Origin of the sequence: Novosphingobium terrae (assembly GCF_017163935.1) — a bacterium.
Taxonomy (GTDB): Bacteria; Pseudomonadota; Alphaproteobacteria; order Sphingomonadales; family Sphingomonadaceae; genus Novosphingobium; species Novosphingobium terrae.
This window is the reverse complement of sequence record NZ_JABVZR010000001.1, coordinates 1,143,907-1,157,763: the sequence shown is the minus strand read 5'-3', so window position 1 is coordinate 1,157,763 and position 13,857 is coordinate 1,143,907. Positions and strand designations below refer to the sequence as shown.

Below are 13,857 nucleotides of genomic sequence, written 5' to 3'. Positions count from 1 at the left end.
TTTTGCCCTTTTTGAGCGCAAAAAGCACTTATATGTCCGAGGAATCCACCGCCACTCAAGCCCCGGCCCCTGCCGAGTCCATCGCAGAGGGAGACAAACGCCAGCGCATCCTGCTGGTGACCGGCGTGCTGGGCGCGGGCAAGACCACCGCCCTGCGCGTGCTTGAGGATCTGGGCTGGGAAACCATCGACAATTTCCCCATCCGCCTGCTGGAACGCCTGATCGACAGCCCCGAACATGGCTCCGATCTGGGTGAGCATCACGGGCCGCTGGCCATAGGCTTCGATTCGCGCACGCGCGGTTTCAACCCTCATGCCGTGACCGAACTGGTCAAGCGCCTGACCATGCGCGGCGATCTGGAGCTGACCACGCTCTATCTCGACTGCGGCGGCGCCGAGCTGGAACGCCGCTACAACGAAACCCGCCGCCGCCATCCGCTGGCCAATGACATGCCCGCCGCCTCCGGCATCGCCGCCGAGCGCGAGCTGATGGAGCCGCTGCGCCGCTGGGCCGATCTGGTGATCAACACCACGCAATTTGCCGCGAATCAGTTGCAGCAGGCCATGCGTGAGCAATTTGCCCCGGCTTCGGGCCCTGAACTGACGATTTCCGTCAGCAGTTTCGGCTTCTCGCGCGGGATGCCGCCGGTCGCCGATTTCGTCTTCGACATGCGTTTTCTCAACAACCCGCATTGGGACAAGGATCTGCGCCCGATGACCGGAAAAGACGCCTCGATTGCGGCGTTTATCCGCCAGGACCCGGCCTTTGAGGACGCCTTTGCGCGGATTCGCGACCTGCTGCTTTCGGTTCTCCCCCGTTTTCAGGCGCAGGGAAAAGCCTATGTTCACATCGCTTTCGGCTGCACCGGCGGGCGCCATCGCAGCGTCTTCATGGCAGAACAGATCGGCGCGGCCTTGCGCAACTCCGGATTTTCTCCCACAATGCTGCACCGCAACCTGCAATCGCGCGCGGCCGACCTCGTAGAAGGGGCCGCCAGCCGATGACAGTTTGCATGTTCACCGGACCACGGGGGGTCAACGCGATGGTCGGGAACCAATTTCGGAGCGCAATTCCCGCATGATCGGCATGATCCTCGTCACTCACGGCAAACTGGCCGAAGAATTCGTGCATGCGATGGAGCATGTCGTCGGTCGCCAGGAGGCTATCGCCACGGTCTGCATCGGGCCCAACGATGACGTCGAAAAGCGTCGCCGCGAAATCGCCGAGGCGATTCAGACGGTTGATGCGGGCGACGGCGCCATCATCCTGACCGATCTGTTCGGCGGCACGCCCAGCAATCTGGCGATCTCGCTGATGCAGGCGGGCCGGGTCGAGGTGATCGCGGGCATCAACCTGCCCATGCTGATCCGCCTGGCCGGTGCGCGCAAATCCGCCGATGTGCTGGGGGCTGTGGCCGCGGCGCGCGATGCGGGTCGCAATTATATCACGATCGCGTCGGAATTTCTGGGGCAGGACGCGTAAAAGGCAATGCGTGATTGAAGAATCACGCATTCTGAGCCAGATTTTCGTTGTTGCGTCGTTTTTGCGGAAAATCGGTCCCCATTTTCTCGCGCGATGCTCTGGAATATAACCGCTCTCAAAATATAACGGCAGGGTAGAACGCATGGGAGAAGCACGGGAAACCGTCGAAATTGTCAACGCCAAGGGCCTGCATGCACGGGCCAGCGCGAAATTCGTGAACATGGTCGCCATGCTGCCCGAGGGGCACGACGTGAAGGTGCTGAAAGAAGGCGCCGAAGCCGGTGGCGGCTCGATCCTGGGCCTGATGATGCTGGGCGCCGCGCGCGGTGACAGCGTGGACATCGTCGTAAAAGGCGAAGAGGCCGATGTGGCGCTTTCCCGCCTCGCCGGTCTGGTGAAGGACGGCTTCGGGGAAGACTGAAGCTCTTCAATCGACAGAAGATCAATCGGCAGGTATGGGCGGGGTTTCCCGTTCCTTTCAGGCTGACACTCGCCCATGCGCCGCACGATCACCGGCTTTTCCAACCCCACGGTCAAGTTCCTCAAGAGCCTGCGCGACAAGAAGCATCGCCGCCGCGAGGGCAAATTCCTGACCGAGGGCCTGCGCCTGCTGACCGACGCCCGCGAGATGGGCCGCCTGCCCGAAATGCTGATCATGGCCGAGGGCCGCGACCCGCACCCCCTGCTTGAGCAGCTTGAAAGCGATGTTCTGGCCGCCGGCGGCGATGTGGTGGAAACCAGCGAGGACATCCTCAGCAAGATCACCGGCAAGGACAATCCGCAGGCTGTCTGCGGCGTGTTTGAGGAATTCGACACAAGCCTCGCCGGACTGGATCGCAACGCCGCCCCGCTCTGGCTGGTGGCGCATGCGATGCGTGACCCCGGCAATCTGGGCACCATGCTGCGCACCGGCGATGCCGTGGGAGCAGGCGGGTTGATCCTGATCGACGACTGCGTGGACCCGTTCAGCGTGGAGGCCGTGCGCGCCAGCATGGGTGCTGTTTTCACGCAGCGCGTGGTGCAGGCCCGTTGGGAGGAATTCCTGCCCTGGCTGCGCAGCGGCGAAGGCCAGTTGGTGGCAGCATCCCTGCGCGAAGCCGTGCCCTATCGCGGGGCGCCTTATGCCGGGCCGTGCTTCATTATGGTCGGCAATGAGTCGCGCGGCCTGCCCGAGGATTACGAAATGGCCTGCGATCTGCGCGTGACCATGCCGATGAAGGGCCGCGCGGACAGTCTGAACGCTGCGGTGGCCGGGGCTGTGTTGGCTTATGAAGTTTTGGCAGGGTTGGAAGGGAAGTAAGAAGAATAAAGCGAGGGGGTTACCCCCTCGCGCTCCCATAACGTCTTCCGACGATGGGGCAGTGGAACTGAAGCCTAACGCCCCAACTCTCCACCTGCGCAACATAAAGGCGCCGCAGGCAGCAAGCCCCGGCGCCTTTTACGATAGGCCGCAATTTTAAAGCCTGCGGCGCAGCGCGCTTAACTCATCGCCGAACCCGTAGCGCTGAGGCTGACAACACCCGGGAGCGCGAGGGTGTAACACCCTCGCATTTCTCTTTTCTTCTTAAACCCCAGCCTCTTCTTCCGGCAAAGGCAACGCGGCCACATCCCCGTAACGCGGCGCGGCTTCGACCAGAGGCACATCCTCCACCTCACGCTTGCCGATTTCGATATGCTTGTCACGCAAGCGGCGCCCGGCAGAGAGCACGTTCCGCTCAAAGCTGCCGACGAATTTGTTGTAGTTTTCCACCGCGCTGGTCAGACCGCCGCCCATGCGTTTCAGATGCTCTGCCGCAACGGCGAGGCGATCATACAACTCCCCGCCCATGCGGCCGATTTCCTTGGCCTCACGCGCAAGGCCGTCCTGGCGCCAGACCTGTGCCACGGTGCGGCAGATCGCCACCAGATTGGTCGGGCTGGCCAGCAGTACGCGGCGGTCGAAAGCGAAGTTCCAGATGTCGGGGTCATATTCCAGCGCGGCGGCGATAAAATGCTCGCCGGGGACGAACATGAGGACGTAATCGGGCGCGTCCTCGAACTGGCTCTGGTAGCTTTTGCTGGCCAGAGTCTGGATATGGTTGCGCATCGAGGCAGCGTGGCCCTTCAGCGCCAGTTCCCGCAGCGCATCATCGCTGGCCTCGAAGGCCTCCTGATAGGCGTTCAGGGAAACCTTGGCGTCGATCACCAGCTTCTTCTGGCCGGGGATGGTGACGATGGCGTCGGGGCGCAGGCGCCCCTCTTCCGTGTTCACCGAATGCTCGGTGACGAAATCGGTGTGTTCGGAGAGGCCGCATTGCTCAAGCACATTGCGGAGCTGCTGCTCGCCCCAGCGGCCACGGGCCTTGGGGGCGTTGCGCAGCGAGTTGCCGAGGCGGGCGGCTTCCTCGCGCACCTTTTCCTGTCCGGCGCGCAGCAGGTCGATCTGGCCCAGCAACTGGCCGAAGGCATCGACGCGGCGGGTTTCCAGCGCCTGCACCTGCTCCTCATAAGCCTTCAGGCGCGCGCCGACGGGGGCCAGCACGGCATTGATCCGCTCGGCGCTGGTCTTTTCGCTTTCGGTGAAGCGGGCCTCGGCGCGGTTCAGGAAGGCTTCCTGCGCCTGAGCCAGCACGCGGGCGCCAGAGGCCTCGAACTGCTGGCGCAGCGTGTCCTGCGCTTCCAGCAGCAGGCGCTTCTGTTCTTCGAAATGGGTAGCGTTGGCGCGCAATGTCGCCACTTCGCCCTGCGCGTCCAGCAGCAGGGCGCGGGCCTGCTCCATCTGCCCCGCAAGCGCATCGGCGCGCGAAGCCCGCTCACTGGCGGCGGCAAGATCAGTGATGGCGCGGCGAAAGTTGGCGTCCAGCGTAGACAAGGCCTGCTCACGCTCGGCCAGAACCTTGTCCCGCTCGGCAAGGCGCGCTTTCCAGTCGGCAATGGGGCGCTGGCCGAAAAACCAGCCCAGCCCCAGCCCGATGACCAGAGCAACAATCACAAAAAGGGCCGAGTCCACGCTTCACTCCATCAGAACGAAGCGTGAACCTAAGCCCCTATCGCGAAAGGATCAAGCCGCCTTGCGCGCCTTTTCCAGCTTCTTGAGCGCCATCTGGCGCTTCAGGCGCGAGAGGTGATCGATGAAGAGGATGCCCTCAAGGTGATCAATCTCATGCTGGATGCAGGTGGCCATCAGGCCTTCCAGATCCTGCTCATGCACGGTGCCGTCCAGATCCTGCCAGCGCAGGCGGCAGGTGGCGGGGCGCTCCACATCGGCGAAGATGTCGGGCACCGAGAGGCAGCCTTCCTGATAGACCGACAGCTCGTCCGAAGGGTTGAGAATCTCCGGATTGATGAAGATGTGCGGCTCTTTTTTGAGCGGGCGATGGGTATGCTCATGGCCGCCATGCGCGGTGCACACCTCGGGCTCGGCATCTTCATCTTCGGGCTGCAGATCGACCACCACCACGCGCAGCGGCACGCCCACCTGAATGGCGGCAAGGCCGATGCCCGGCGCGTCATACATCGTCTCGAACATGTCATCGACGAGCGTTTTAAGCTCGGCGTCGAACACGGTGACGGGGGCGGAAATCTGCTTCAGCTGCGCATCGGGCGCTTCAAGGATCGGTCGGATAGCCATAATGCGCCAGATAATCCCGCCCGCCCCCGCGCGCAAGGCCGTCAGCCGCCCAATTTAGCGATTTTGATAAATGCCCAAAACGATCAGGCAACAGGCCTGCGCGCCCGCAAGGCCTGAGCCAAGGTGCCCTCATCCAGATAGTCCAGCTCTCCGCCCACCGGCAGGCCATGGGCCAGCTGGGTGACGCGCACCGGCATGCTTTCCAATCTTTCAGCGATGTAGTGGGCGGTGGTCTGGCCCTCCAGCGTGGCGTTCATGGCCAGCACCACCTCATCCACGCCGCCGCCTTCCACGCGCGAGAGCAAAGGCGCAATCGCCAGATCCTCCGGCGCGACGCCGTCCAGCGCCGACAAACGTCCGCCCAGCACATGATAGCGCCCGGTGAAGAGCCGCGCCCGGTCCAGCGCCCAGAGGTCGGCCACCTCCTCCACCACACAGATCTGGCGCGCGTCGCGGCGTGGATCGGCGCAGATCGCGCAGGGGCTGGCCGTATCGACATTGCCGCAGATCTCGCATTCGGTCAGCCGCTGGCTCAAGGCGTCCAGAGCATCGATCAAGGCTGGCAAAGCCGTTTCCCGCCGCTTGATCAGCCACAGCACGGCCCGCCGCGCACTGCGTGGGCCCAGTCCGGGCAGGCGGGAAAGCGCGCCGGCCAATGTCTCGATCTCTTGCGATGCCATGCCGCCCCAGATAGGGCAGCCGCACCAAAACCGAAAGACGCCCGAGACCACCTATGCGCATCATCTTTATGGGGACACCCGATTTCGCCGTTCCCGCCCTTCAGGCGCTGGTCAATGCCGGTCATGAGGTGGTCGCCGCCTATTCGCAGCCCCCGCGCCCGGGTGGACGGCGTGGGCGGGAACTGACCCCCGGCCCGGTACACAAGCGCGCCGAGGAATTGGGTATCGAGGTGCGCCATCCTTTGTCGCTGAAGGGCGAAGAGGAGAAGGCCGCCTTTGCCGCCTTGAACGCCGATGTCGCAGTGGTGGCCGCCTATGGTTTGCTGCTGCCCCGCGCCGTATTAGAGGCTCCGACGCATGGATGCCTCAACCTGCATGGCTCGATCCTGCCACGCTGGCGGGGGGCCGCGCCGATCCAGCGCGCCATTCTGGCCGGAGACGAGCAGACCGGCGTGGATATCATGCAGATGGAAACCGGCCTCGACACCGGGCCTGTGCGCGCCAGCGTGCGCGCGCGCGTTGCTAGCAAAACGGCAGGAGAGCTGACTGTCGAACTGGCAGGTCTGGGCGCGGAGCTGATCGTGCGCGTGCTGGCCGATCTGCCCGCCTTCCCGCCCGTCACGCAGAGCGAGGAAGGCCTCACCTACGCCCGCAAGATCGAAAAGGCCGAAGCCAAGCTGGACTTCACCGCCCCCGCCGATCAGGTGCTGCGCCAGATTCTGGCCTTCAACCCTGCCCCCGGCGCCTTCTTCGAGGCCGAGGGGGAGCGCTACAAGGTGCTGGCCGCCGAAGTCACCGAAGGCAGCGCCCTGCCCGGCACCACGCTGGACGACACCCTCACCATCGCCTGCGGCCAGAACGCCATCCGCCCCACGCTGATCCAGCGCGCCGGCAAACCCGCCATGCCCACCGCCGACCTGCTGCGCGGGCGCCCCTTCCCCGCAGGCTCCCAGCTTTCATGACCCGCTTCGCCTTCACACTGGAGTTCGACGGCACCCCCTTCATGGGCCTGCAACGGCAAGCCCACGGCCCCTCTGTGCAACAGGCCGTGGAAGAAGCCATCGAGCGTGTCACTGGCGAACCCGCGATCCTCTTCGCCGCTGGGCGCACCGATGCAGGCGTCCACGCCCTCCAGATGCGCGCCCACGCCGATATCGCGAAAGACATCGCTCCCTTCCGCCTGATGGAGGCCCTCAACTTCCACCTGCGCCCCGATCCCATCGCGGTCCTCGATTGCCGCATCGTCCCCGACGACTGGCACGCCCGCTTCTCCTGCATCGGCCGCAGCTACATCTACCGCATCGCCAACCGCCGCGCGCCGCTCACGCTCGACGCCAACCGGGCATGGCAGGTGCAAAAGCCTCTGGATGCGCAGGCTATGCACGAGGCCGCGCAAGCACTGGTCGGCAGGCATGATTTCACCACCTTCCGCTCGGTGCATTGCCAAGCGCAGAGCCCGCTGAAAACGCTGGATAGCCTGAATGTCCGCCGCGAAGGAGACTGGGTGATCATCGACACCGCCGCCCGGTCATACCTGCACCATCAGGTGCGCTCGATGGTGGGCTGTCTGTCGCTGGTCGGGCTCGGGCGCTGGAAGGTCTCGCAGATGGCCGAGGCTTTAGAGGCGCGCGATCGCAAGGCTCTGGGGCTGAATGCGCCTTCGGACGGGTTGTATTTCGATCGGGCGTTTTATCCGGAAGAAGAAGGATAAAAGCGAGGGGGTTACCCCCTCGCGCTCCCAGAACGTCTCCCGACGATACGGCAGTGGCTCCGAAACCTCGCGCCCAGTCTCTCCACCTGCGCAACAGAAAGGCGCCGCAGGCAGAAAGCCCCGGCGCCTATCACTGATCTGGGAATTTAAAGCCTGCGGCGCTGCAAACTAAGCTCAAGGCCGAACCCGAAGCGCAACGTAGACATTAACGGGAGCGCGAGGGTGTAACACCCTCGCACCTTCCCTTAATCCCTTAAGCCTTACCCACCACGCTCTCAGGCAGATCCTTGCCGAACACGCGCTGGTAGTACTCGGCCACCAGCACCCGCTCGGTCTCGTCACACTTGTTCAGGAACGAGAGACGGAACGCGAAACCGATATCCTTGAAGATCGCGGTGTTCTGCGCCCACGTGATCACAGTACGTGGGCTCATCACGGTGGAAATGTCACCATTGATGAAACCACGGCGGGTCAACTCGGCCACCTTGACCATATCGGCCACGGTCTTGTCGGCCACGCCATCGACCTTTTTGAGGACGATCTCGCTCTCGATCTGCGCGGGCAGATAGTTCAGGCCGACGACGATGTTCCAGCGGTCCATCTGGCCCTGATTGATCGCCTGCGTGCCGTGATAGAGCCCGCTCGTGTCGCCCAGACCCACGGTGTTGGCCGTGGCGAACAGGCGGAACCACTTGGAGGGGCGGATAACGCGGTTCTGATCCAGAAGCGTCAGCTTGCCCTCGGTCTCCAGCACGCGCTGGATCACGAACATCACGTCCGGGCGGCCAGCGTCATATTCGTCGAACACCAGAGCCGTCGGCGTCTGCAGCGCCCAGGGCAGCAGGCCTTCGCGGAATTCGGTGACCTGCTTGCCATCCTTCAGCACGATGGCGTCGCGGCCGATCAGATCGATACGGCTGATGTGAGCATCCAGATTGATACGGATGCACGGCCAGTTCAAACGCGCGGCCACCTGCTCGACATGGCTCGACTTGCCGGTGCCGTGGTAGCCCTGCACCATCACGCGGCGGTTGAAGGCAAAGCCTGCAAGGATCGCCAGCGTGGTGTCGGGATCGAAGACATAGCTGTCGTCGCGGTCCGGCACGCGCTCGTCCGCCACCGAGAAGGCGGGCACCTGCATGTCGATATCGATGCCAAAGGTCTCGCGCACATCGACGGTTTTGTCGGGGGCGGCCATGACCGTAGAGGAGGCACTGTCGGGCTGAAGGTTCAGAATCTGCGTCATCGTGTTTTCGGGTTAACCGCCGATCCTCGCGGCTGCAACATCTTTGAAGCGTGTTTCGGGCAACTTTGGTCCAAGCCGGTGGTTGTGATGATGGTTGCCATTGGCCGCCAGACTGTCACCATCGGCGTTATTACGACTCATCATAAGGCCTGCACTCGGGGGAGACATATCATGAGCGATCTGCACAGCGATCTTCAGGGCAACTGGATCTGGTACGAACTGCTGGCCGATGATCCCCATGCGGCCAAGGCGTTCTACGAAGCGGTGGTCGGCTGGTCGATCACGCTCGACGCCATGCCGATGAGCGAGCCCGACACCGCCTATGCCATGATCACCGCGCAGGATGGCCCGATGGTGGGCGGCATGCTGACCATCACCGCCGAGATGAAGGCGCAGGGCGCGCGCTCGATGTGGCTGGGTTATGTCAGCGTCGAGGATTGCGCCGCCACGCTGGAGGCGATCGAGAAGCGCGGCGGGCGCGTGCTGATGCCCGCCACCACGCTGGATGTGGGCACCATGGCGATGGTCATGGACCCGTGGGGCGCGCCCTTCTACATCATGACCCCGGTGCCGCAGCCCGGCAACGGGCCCAGCACGGCTTTCTCGCCCACGCAGGTCGGGCGCTGCGGCTGGAATGAGCTGCATACCTCCGATCAGGCGAGCGCCGTGGGTTTCTACACCGGGCTGTTCGGCTGGTCGCTGCCCGGCTCGATGGATATGGGCGGTTTTGGCACCTATCAGTTTATCGGCAAGGGCGAGGTGACGCTGGGCGCGATCATGACCAGCCCGCCGCAATCGCCCCCGCCGCACTGGAATCACTATTTCCGCGTGGTGAGCATTCCCGCCGCCAAGGCCGCTGTTGAAGAGCATGGCGGTCAGGTGGTGCATGGGCCGATGGAGGTGCCGGGCGGTGACTGGATCCTGATGGGCATCGATCCGCAGGGCGCTCCTTTCGCTTTGGTCGGCGGTGCCGATCCGGTGGAGGCTTGAGGCGTGGAGGATTGAGAAATGGCCGATTACACTTTCTTCACCAACCCGATGTCGCGCGGCCAGATCGCGCGCTGGGCGCTGCATGAGGCTGGCGCGACCTATGATCAGGTGATCGTCGGCTATGGCGAGCCCAAGCCAGAGGCCTTTCTGGCCGCCAATCCCATGGGCAAGCTGCCCACGCTGATCCATCACGGCGCTGGCGATGCGGTGATCACCGAATGCGCCGCGATCTGCGCCTATCTGGCCGAGGCTCATCCCGAAGCCGGACTGGCCCCCACGGCGCAGGAGCGCGCCGATTACTACCGCTGGCTGTTCTTCGCCGCCGGCCCGGTGGAGCAGGCGATCACCGCCCGCGCCTTCGGTTTCGAGCCCAATGAGAAGCAGGTCCGCTCCTGCGGTTTCGGCAATTTCGATCTGATGGTCGAGACGCTGGCGGGCCATTTCGACACGCATGATTTCGTCTGCGGGCCGCGCTTTACCATGGCGGATGTCTATGTCGGCAGTCAGGTGTTGTGGGGGTTGGGCTTCAAGACCCTGCCCCGGCATGACAGCTTTGTCGCCTATGCCGCCCGGCTGATGGAGCGCCCCGCCTACAAGGACGCCAAGGCCATCGACAATGATCTGATGCCAAAGGATATGGCATGAGCAAGATCACCGCCTGCCTGTGGTTCGACGCGGCCCGGAAGGGCGGCGCCGAGACCGCAGCCCGCTTCTACGCCGATCTGTTTCCGGACAGCAGCGTGAAGGCCGTGCATCGCTCGCCCGCCGACTATCCGGGCGGCAAGAAAGGCGATGTGCTGATGGTGGAATTCACGCTGATGGGCGTGAGCTGCACCGGCCTCAACGGCGGCGGACAGACCCAGCACAGCGAGGCTTTCTCCTTCCAGATTTCCACCGAAACGCAGGAAGAAACAGACCGCTACTGGGACGCGCTGATTGCCGAGGGCGGCGAAGGCATCGCCTGCTCATGGTGCAAGGACCGTTGGGGCCTGCGCTGGCAGGTGATCCCCCGGGCTCTTAGCGAAGGCATGTCCGATCCCGATCCTGATGTGCGGGCTCGCGTTTTTGCGGCCATGCAGACTATGGTGAAAATCGATATTGCCGCCATCGAAGCCGCGCGGCGTGGAGACTCCTGAATGAACGAACTGTCGATCAACCGCCTGATCGCCGCGCCGCCCGAAACGGTGTGGGATGTGATGGTCAACCGGCAGGAGGAATGGTGGTGCCCCAAGCCATGGCGCGCCATCATCACCGCTCAGGACCGGCGCCCGGGCGGCGTCTGCGACATGGTGATGCATGGCCCCGACGGCGAGGTGATGCAGCATCGCGGCATTTATCTCGCCTATGAAGAGGGCAAGCGCTTTGCCGTCACCGATGCCGTCACCGGCGATCTGGAGCCCACCGGCCCCTTCATGATCGGCATCTGGTCCATCGCGCCCGAGGGCAGCGGCACCCGCTACACCGCCAGCGCCCGCCACTGGACCGAGGAGGCCATGCGCCAGCATCAGGACATGGGCTTCGTCCAGGGCTGGACCGCCTGCGCCGAGCAACTGGCGGCCCTGTGCGAGGCTTCCAGCTGAAGGCCGCCGACGTCGTTAGCTGAAAGCCGCCGCCTTGCGCAGCAGTTGGTAGGCCTCCACCACCTGCTGCAGCTTGGCTTCGTGGCTGCGGTCGCCACCGTTGCGATCCGGGTGATAGCGGTGGACCAGATCGGAATAGCGAGAGCGCAACTGCCGCCGGTCGGCATCGATGCCCAGTTCCAGCAGCTCCAGCGCGCGGCGTTCCTCGGGCGTGACCGGGCGGCCATCGGCCCGCTGCGCCGGATTGGCCTGAGCATGGCGCGCCTTGGAAAAGCCCCGAGCACGGGCCGCGATGGCCTCCAGCGGATCGGCGTAATCGGCCCAGCGGGGGGCGTCGTCCACCCCGGCGGTGGGGCGGAAGGCGCGCTGCTCGCTGGCCCAGCCATGGATCGGGGATTGCGCCTGCCAGATTTCCTCGGCGCTCATGCCCTCGAAATAGTCGTAGCCCGCGTTGAAGGCGCGGATATGGTCCAGACAGAACCAGCGGTAGTCGCCCGGACCGTCAAAGCCCGAGGGGCGCAGGCCGGGCGCGCGGAATTCGCCCTCATTGGGGCAGTCAGGCCAGTCGCAGGGGCGAGCATTGCCCTTCACCCGGCCATGGAAGCGGTCATGTTTCATCAAGCTCCCCATAGATGCAGGACGAACGGGATGAAAAGGGTGTAAGGAGCATAACATGACCCAGACCCCATCCATCGCCCCCACCGGCCCCCTCGCCGCAGAAATCCACCAGTTGCTGACCGCCGCCTTCGCCCCGACCCGGCTGGAGGTGGTCAATGATTCGGCCTCTCACGCCGGCCATATGGGTGACGACGGCACGGGCGAATCGCATTTCACCGTCGAGATCGAGAGCGCATCCTTCACCGGTGTGAACCGCGTGATGCGCCAGCGCATGGTCAACCGCGCGCTGGGCGACATCCCCGGCCAGCGCGTGCATGCCTTGGCGATCCGCGCCACCGCTCCGGACGAATAAGCTCATGCCGCGCCGCATTCGCCGCGCCGCGCGCATCCTGCTGGTGGATGGCGCGGGCCGCGTGCTGCTGTTCCGCTTCACACCCTCGGATCGGCCTCCCCTGTGGGCGACGCCCGGCGGCGAATGCGATGAGGGCGAAAGCTTCGACGCCGCCGCCCGCCGCGAATTGCTGGAGGAAACCGGCATCGACACCGATCCCGGCCCGGAGGTTGCACGCGGCGGCTGCGATTTCGTCACCTTCGATGGCGAAGAGGTCACCGGCGAGGAGCGCTATTACATCGTGCGCGTTTCCGATCCCGCGATCAGCCCCCACGCCCTGACCGCCAGCGAACAGGCGCTGATGCTGGAACACCGCTGGTTCACGCCCGATGAAATCCCCGGCTGGCCCGAGGTCATCTATCCCGAAGAGCTGTCCGACCTTTTGGTCGAAGTCGGGCTGGCCCCGGCATGATCGCCCTGCCCGATCCGAAGCCAATCAAGCTGCGCACGGGCGTCACGCTGGATGTCTGCGAGGCGGGGCTGCAGGATGCGCCCGCGCTGATCTTCCTCCACGGCTTTCCCGAAAGCTGGCGGACATGGCGGCACCAGATCGCGCATTTCGCGACCCATTATCGCTGCATCGCCCCGGATCAGCGCGGCTATGGCGCCTCCTCCAAACCCGCCAGCGTGGAGGATTACGCCCCGGAAAAGCTGGCCGGAGATGTGCTGGCGCTGGCCGATGCCCTTGGTATCGAGCGTTTCACTCTGATCGGCCACGACTGGGGCGGTATGGTCGCATGGCTGGTCGCCCACATCGCGCCTGACCGGGTCAGCAGGCTGGCCATCGCCAATGCGCCGCATCCCAGCCTGTTCCAGCAGCTGCTTTGCACCGATGCGGCCCAGCGCGAGGCCTCCGCCTATATCACCGCCCTGCGCGATCCCGCCATCGACGAGGATCTGGCCGCCCGAGGTCTAGCCCCCACCCTGCTGCGCCTGTTCGGCAAGGGTGCTCTGGCCGCCATGGAGCCGGAGGAACGCGCCCACCTGCTCACCCGCTGGCAGGATGGCGAAGCGGCACGGGCCATGGTCAACTGGTATCGCGCCAGCCCGATCGTGGTGCCGCCCGGGGATGCGCCTTCGCTCACGCCCCTGCCTGCCGCTCTGCCGATGCCGGTTCAGGTGATCTGGGGCATGGAGGATCGCGATCTGCTGCCCGCCTGTCTGGACGGGCTGGAAGAGGTTTGCCCCGATCTAAGGATCGCTCGCCTGCCGGGCGTGGGGCATTTTTCGCCATGGGCCGCGGCAGAAAAGGTGAATGAAGTTCTGGAAGGGTTTTTGAAGGAAGAATAAATGCGAGGGCCATCGCCCTCGCGCTCCCTTTACTGTCTACCTTGCGCTTCGGGTTCGGCCTTGCGCCCAGTTTGCAGCGCCGCAGGCAGGAAATTCATGCCTGCGGCGCCATAGGTGGCGCAGGTGGAGAGATCCGGCACCACGATGCGGCACCACTGCCGCTTCGTCGGAAGACGTCATGGGAGCGCGAGGGTGTAACACCCTCGCATTTTCCCTTCTTCAAACCCCCTGCCCCAAACCCGATCACCATCATCGCATC

Annotated in this window: 18 protein-coding genes; 13 read left to right on the top strand and 5 right to left on the bottom strand. The window is 64.4% G+C overall.

The window, feature by feature from the left end:
* Positions 1-32: 32 nt before the first annotated feature.
* The 4 genes from rapZ to HGK27_RS05470 all read left to right on the top strand — a co-directional run bounded on the left by rapZ (position 33) and on the right by HGK27_RS05470 (position 2,782).
* Positions 33-1,004: an RNase adapter RapZ gene (rapZ, locus tag HGK27_RS05485; protein WP_206239387.1), complete on the top strand. Its 972-nt coding sequence runs from the start codon at positions 33-35 to the stop codon at positions 1,002-1,004.
* 73 nt (positions 1,005-1,077) lie between these two features.
* Positions 1,078-1,482, top strand: coding sequence for a PTS sugar transporter subunit IIA (locus HGK27_RS05480; RefSeq protein WP_206239385.1), 405 nt, complete (start codon positions 1,078-1,080; stop codon positions 1,480-1,482).
* A gap of 142 nt (positions 1,483-1,624) precedes the next feature.
* Positions 1,625-1,903, top strand: a complete 279-nt coding sequence (locus tag HGK27_RS05475) for an HPr family phosphocarrier protein (protein WP_206239383.1) — start codon at positions 1,625-1,627, stop codon at positions 1,901-1,903.
* A gap of 75 nt (positions 1,904-1,978) precedes the next feature.
* Positions 1,979-2,782, top strand: coding sequence for a TrmH family RNA methyltransferase (locus tag HGK27_RS05470; RefSeq protein WP_206239381.1), 804 nt, complete (start codon positions 1,979-1,981; stop codon positions 2,780-2,782).
* A 264-nt stretch (positions 2,783-3,046) separates the two neighbouring features.
* On the opposite strand, the gene HGK27_RS05465 is transcribed toward HGK27_RS05470, so the two are convergent.
* The 3 genes from HGK27_RS05465 to recR form a co-directional block, all read right to left on the bottom strand.
* Positions 3,047-4,471: a DNA recombination protein RmuC gene (locus HGK27_RS05465; protein ID WP_206239379.1), complete on the bottom strand. Its 1,425-nt coding sequence runs from the start codon at positions 4,469-4,471 to the stop codon at positions 3,047-3,049.
* A gap of 51 nt (positions 4,472-4,522) precedes the next feature.
* On the bottom strand, positions 4,523-5,092 hold the full coding sequence (locus tag HGK27_RS05460; protein WP_206239377.1) for a peptide deformylase: 570 nt from the start codon (positions 5,090-5,092) through the stop codon (positions 4,523-4,525).
* An 83-nt stretch (positions 5,093-5,175) separates the two neighbouring features.
* Positions 5,176-5,772, bottom strand: coding sequence for a recombination mediator RecR (gene recR / locus HGK27_RS05455; protein WP_206239375.1), 597 nt, complete (start codon positions 5,770-5,772; stop codon positions 5,176-5,178).
* A 53-nt stretch (positions 5,773-5,825) separates the two neighbouring features.
* Here recR and fmt point away from each other — a divergent pair, with 53 nt between their 5' ends.
* Both fmt and truA read left to right on the top strand, forming a co-directional pair.
* Positions 5,826-6,734, top strand: a complete 909-nt coding sequence (fmt, locus tag HGK27_RS05450) for a methionyl-tRNA formyltransferase (RefSeq protein ID WP_206239372.1) — start codon at positions 5,826-5,828, stop codon at positions 6,732-6,734.
* Positions 6,731-7,483: a tRNA pseudouridine(38-40) synthase TruA gene (gene truA / locus HGK27_RS05445; protein ID WP_206239371.1), complete on the top strand. Its 753-nt coding sequence runs from the start codon at positions 6,731-6,733 to the stop codon at positions 7,481-7,483. The genes fmt and truA overlap by 4 nt, the downstream gene beginning before the upstream one ends.
* A 253-nt stretch (positions 7,484-7,736) precedes the next feature.
* On the opposite strand, the gene HGK27_RS05440 is transcribed toward truA, so the two are convergent.
* Positions 7,737-8,729 carry an AAA family ATPase gene (locus tag HGK27_RS05440; protein WP_206239369.1) on the bottom strand — a complete coding sequence of 331 codons (993 nt, stop codon included), beginning with the start codon at positions 8,727-8,729 and terminating at the stop codon, positions 7,737-7,739.
* Positions 8,730-8,900: 171 nt separating this feature from the next.
* Here HGK27_RS05440 and HGK27_RS05435 point away from each other — a divergent pair, with 171 nt between their 5' ends.
* From HGK27_RS05435 to HGK27_RS05420, 4 genes are read left to right on the top strand one after another with little or no spacing between them, the layout of a single operon-like run.
* The gene (locus HGK27_RS05435) at positions 8,901-9,719 is read left to right on the top strand and encodes a VOC family protein (protein ID WP_206239367.1); all 819 of its coding nucleotides are present in this window, start codon (positions 8,901-8,903) and stop codon (positions 9,717-9,719) included.
* A gap of 18 nt (positions 9,720-9,737) precedes the next feature.
* Positions 9,738-10,364 carry a glutathione S-transferase family protein gene (locus HGK27_RS05430; protein ID WP_206239365.1) on the top strand — a complete coding sequence of 209 codons (627 nt, stop codon included), beginning with the start codon at positions 9,738-9,740 and terminating at the stop codon, positions 10,362-10,364.
* Entirely contained in the window at positions 10,361-10,855 is a 495-nt protein-coding gene (locus HGK27_RS05425; protein ID WP_206239363.1) for a VOC family protein, read from the top strand. Before HGK27_RS05430 ends, HGK27_RS05425 begins: the two co-directional genes overlap by 4 nt.
* Positions 10,856-11,299 (top strand): SRPBCC domain-containing protein, encoded by a 444-nt coding sequence (locus HGK27_RS05420; RefSeq protein ID WP_206239361.1) that lies wholly within the window; start codon positions 10,856-10,858, stop codon positions 11,297-11,299.
* A 15-nt stretch (positions 11,300-11,314) separates the two neighbouring features.
* On the opposite strand, the gene HGK27_RS05415 is transcribed toward HGK27_RS05420, so the two are convergent.
* Entirely contained in the window at positions 11,315-11,917 is a 603-nt protein-coding gene (locus HGK27_RS05415) for a J domain-containing protein (protein WP_206239358.1), read from the bottom strand.
* 55 nt (positions 11,918-11,972) lie between these two features.
* Here HGK27_RS05415 and HGK27_RS05410 point away from each other — a divergent pair, with 55 nt between their 5' ends.
* Genes HGK27_RS05410 through HGK27_RS05400 form a run of 3 tightly spaced genes read left to right on the top strand, consistent with a single transcriptional unit; the run spans position 11,973 to position 13,598 of the window.
* Entirely contained in the window at positions 11,973-12,269 is a 297-nt protein-coding gene (locus HGK27_RS05410; RefSeq protein WP_206239356.1) for a BolA family protein, read from the top strand.
* 4 nt (positions 12,270-12,273) lie between these two features.
* Complete coding sequence (locus tag HGK27_RS05405) at positions 12,274-12,720, top strand: NUDIX hydrolase (protein ID WP_206239354.1); 447 nt, start codon at positions 12,274-12,276, stop codon at positions 12,718-12,720.
* Positions 12,717-13,598 carry an alpha/beta fold hydrolase gene (locus HGK27_RS05400; RefSeq protein ID WP_206239352.1) on the top strand — a complete coding sequence of 294 codons (882 nt, stop codon included), beginning with the start codon at positions 12,717-12,719 and terminating at the stop codon, positions 13,596-13,598. The genes HGK27_RS05405 and HGK27_RS05400 overlap by 4 nt, the downstream gene beginning before the upstream one ends.
* Positions 13,599-13,857 lie beyond the last annotated feature (259 nt).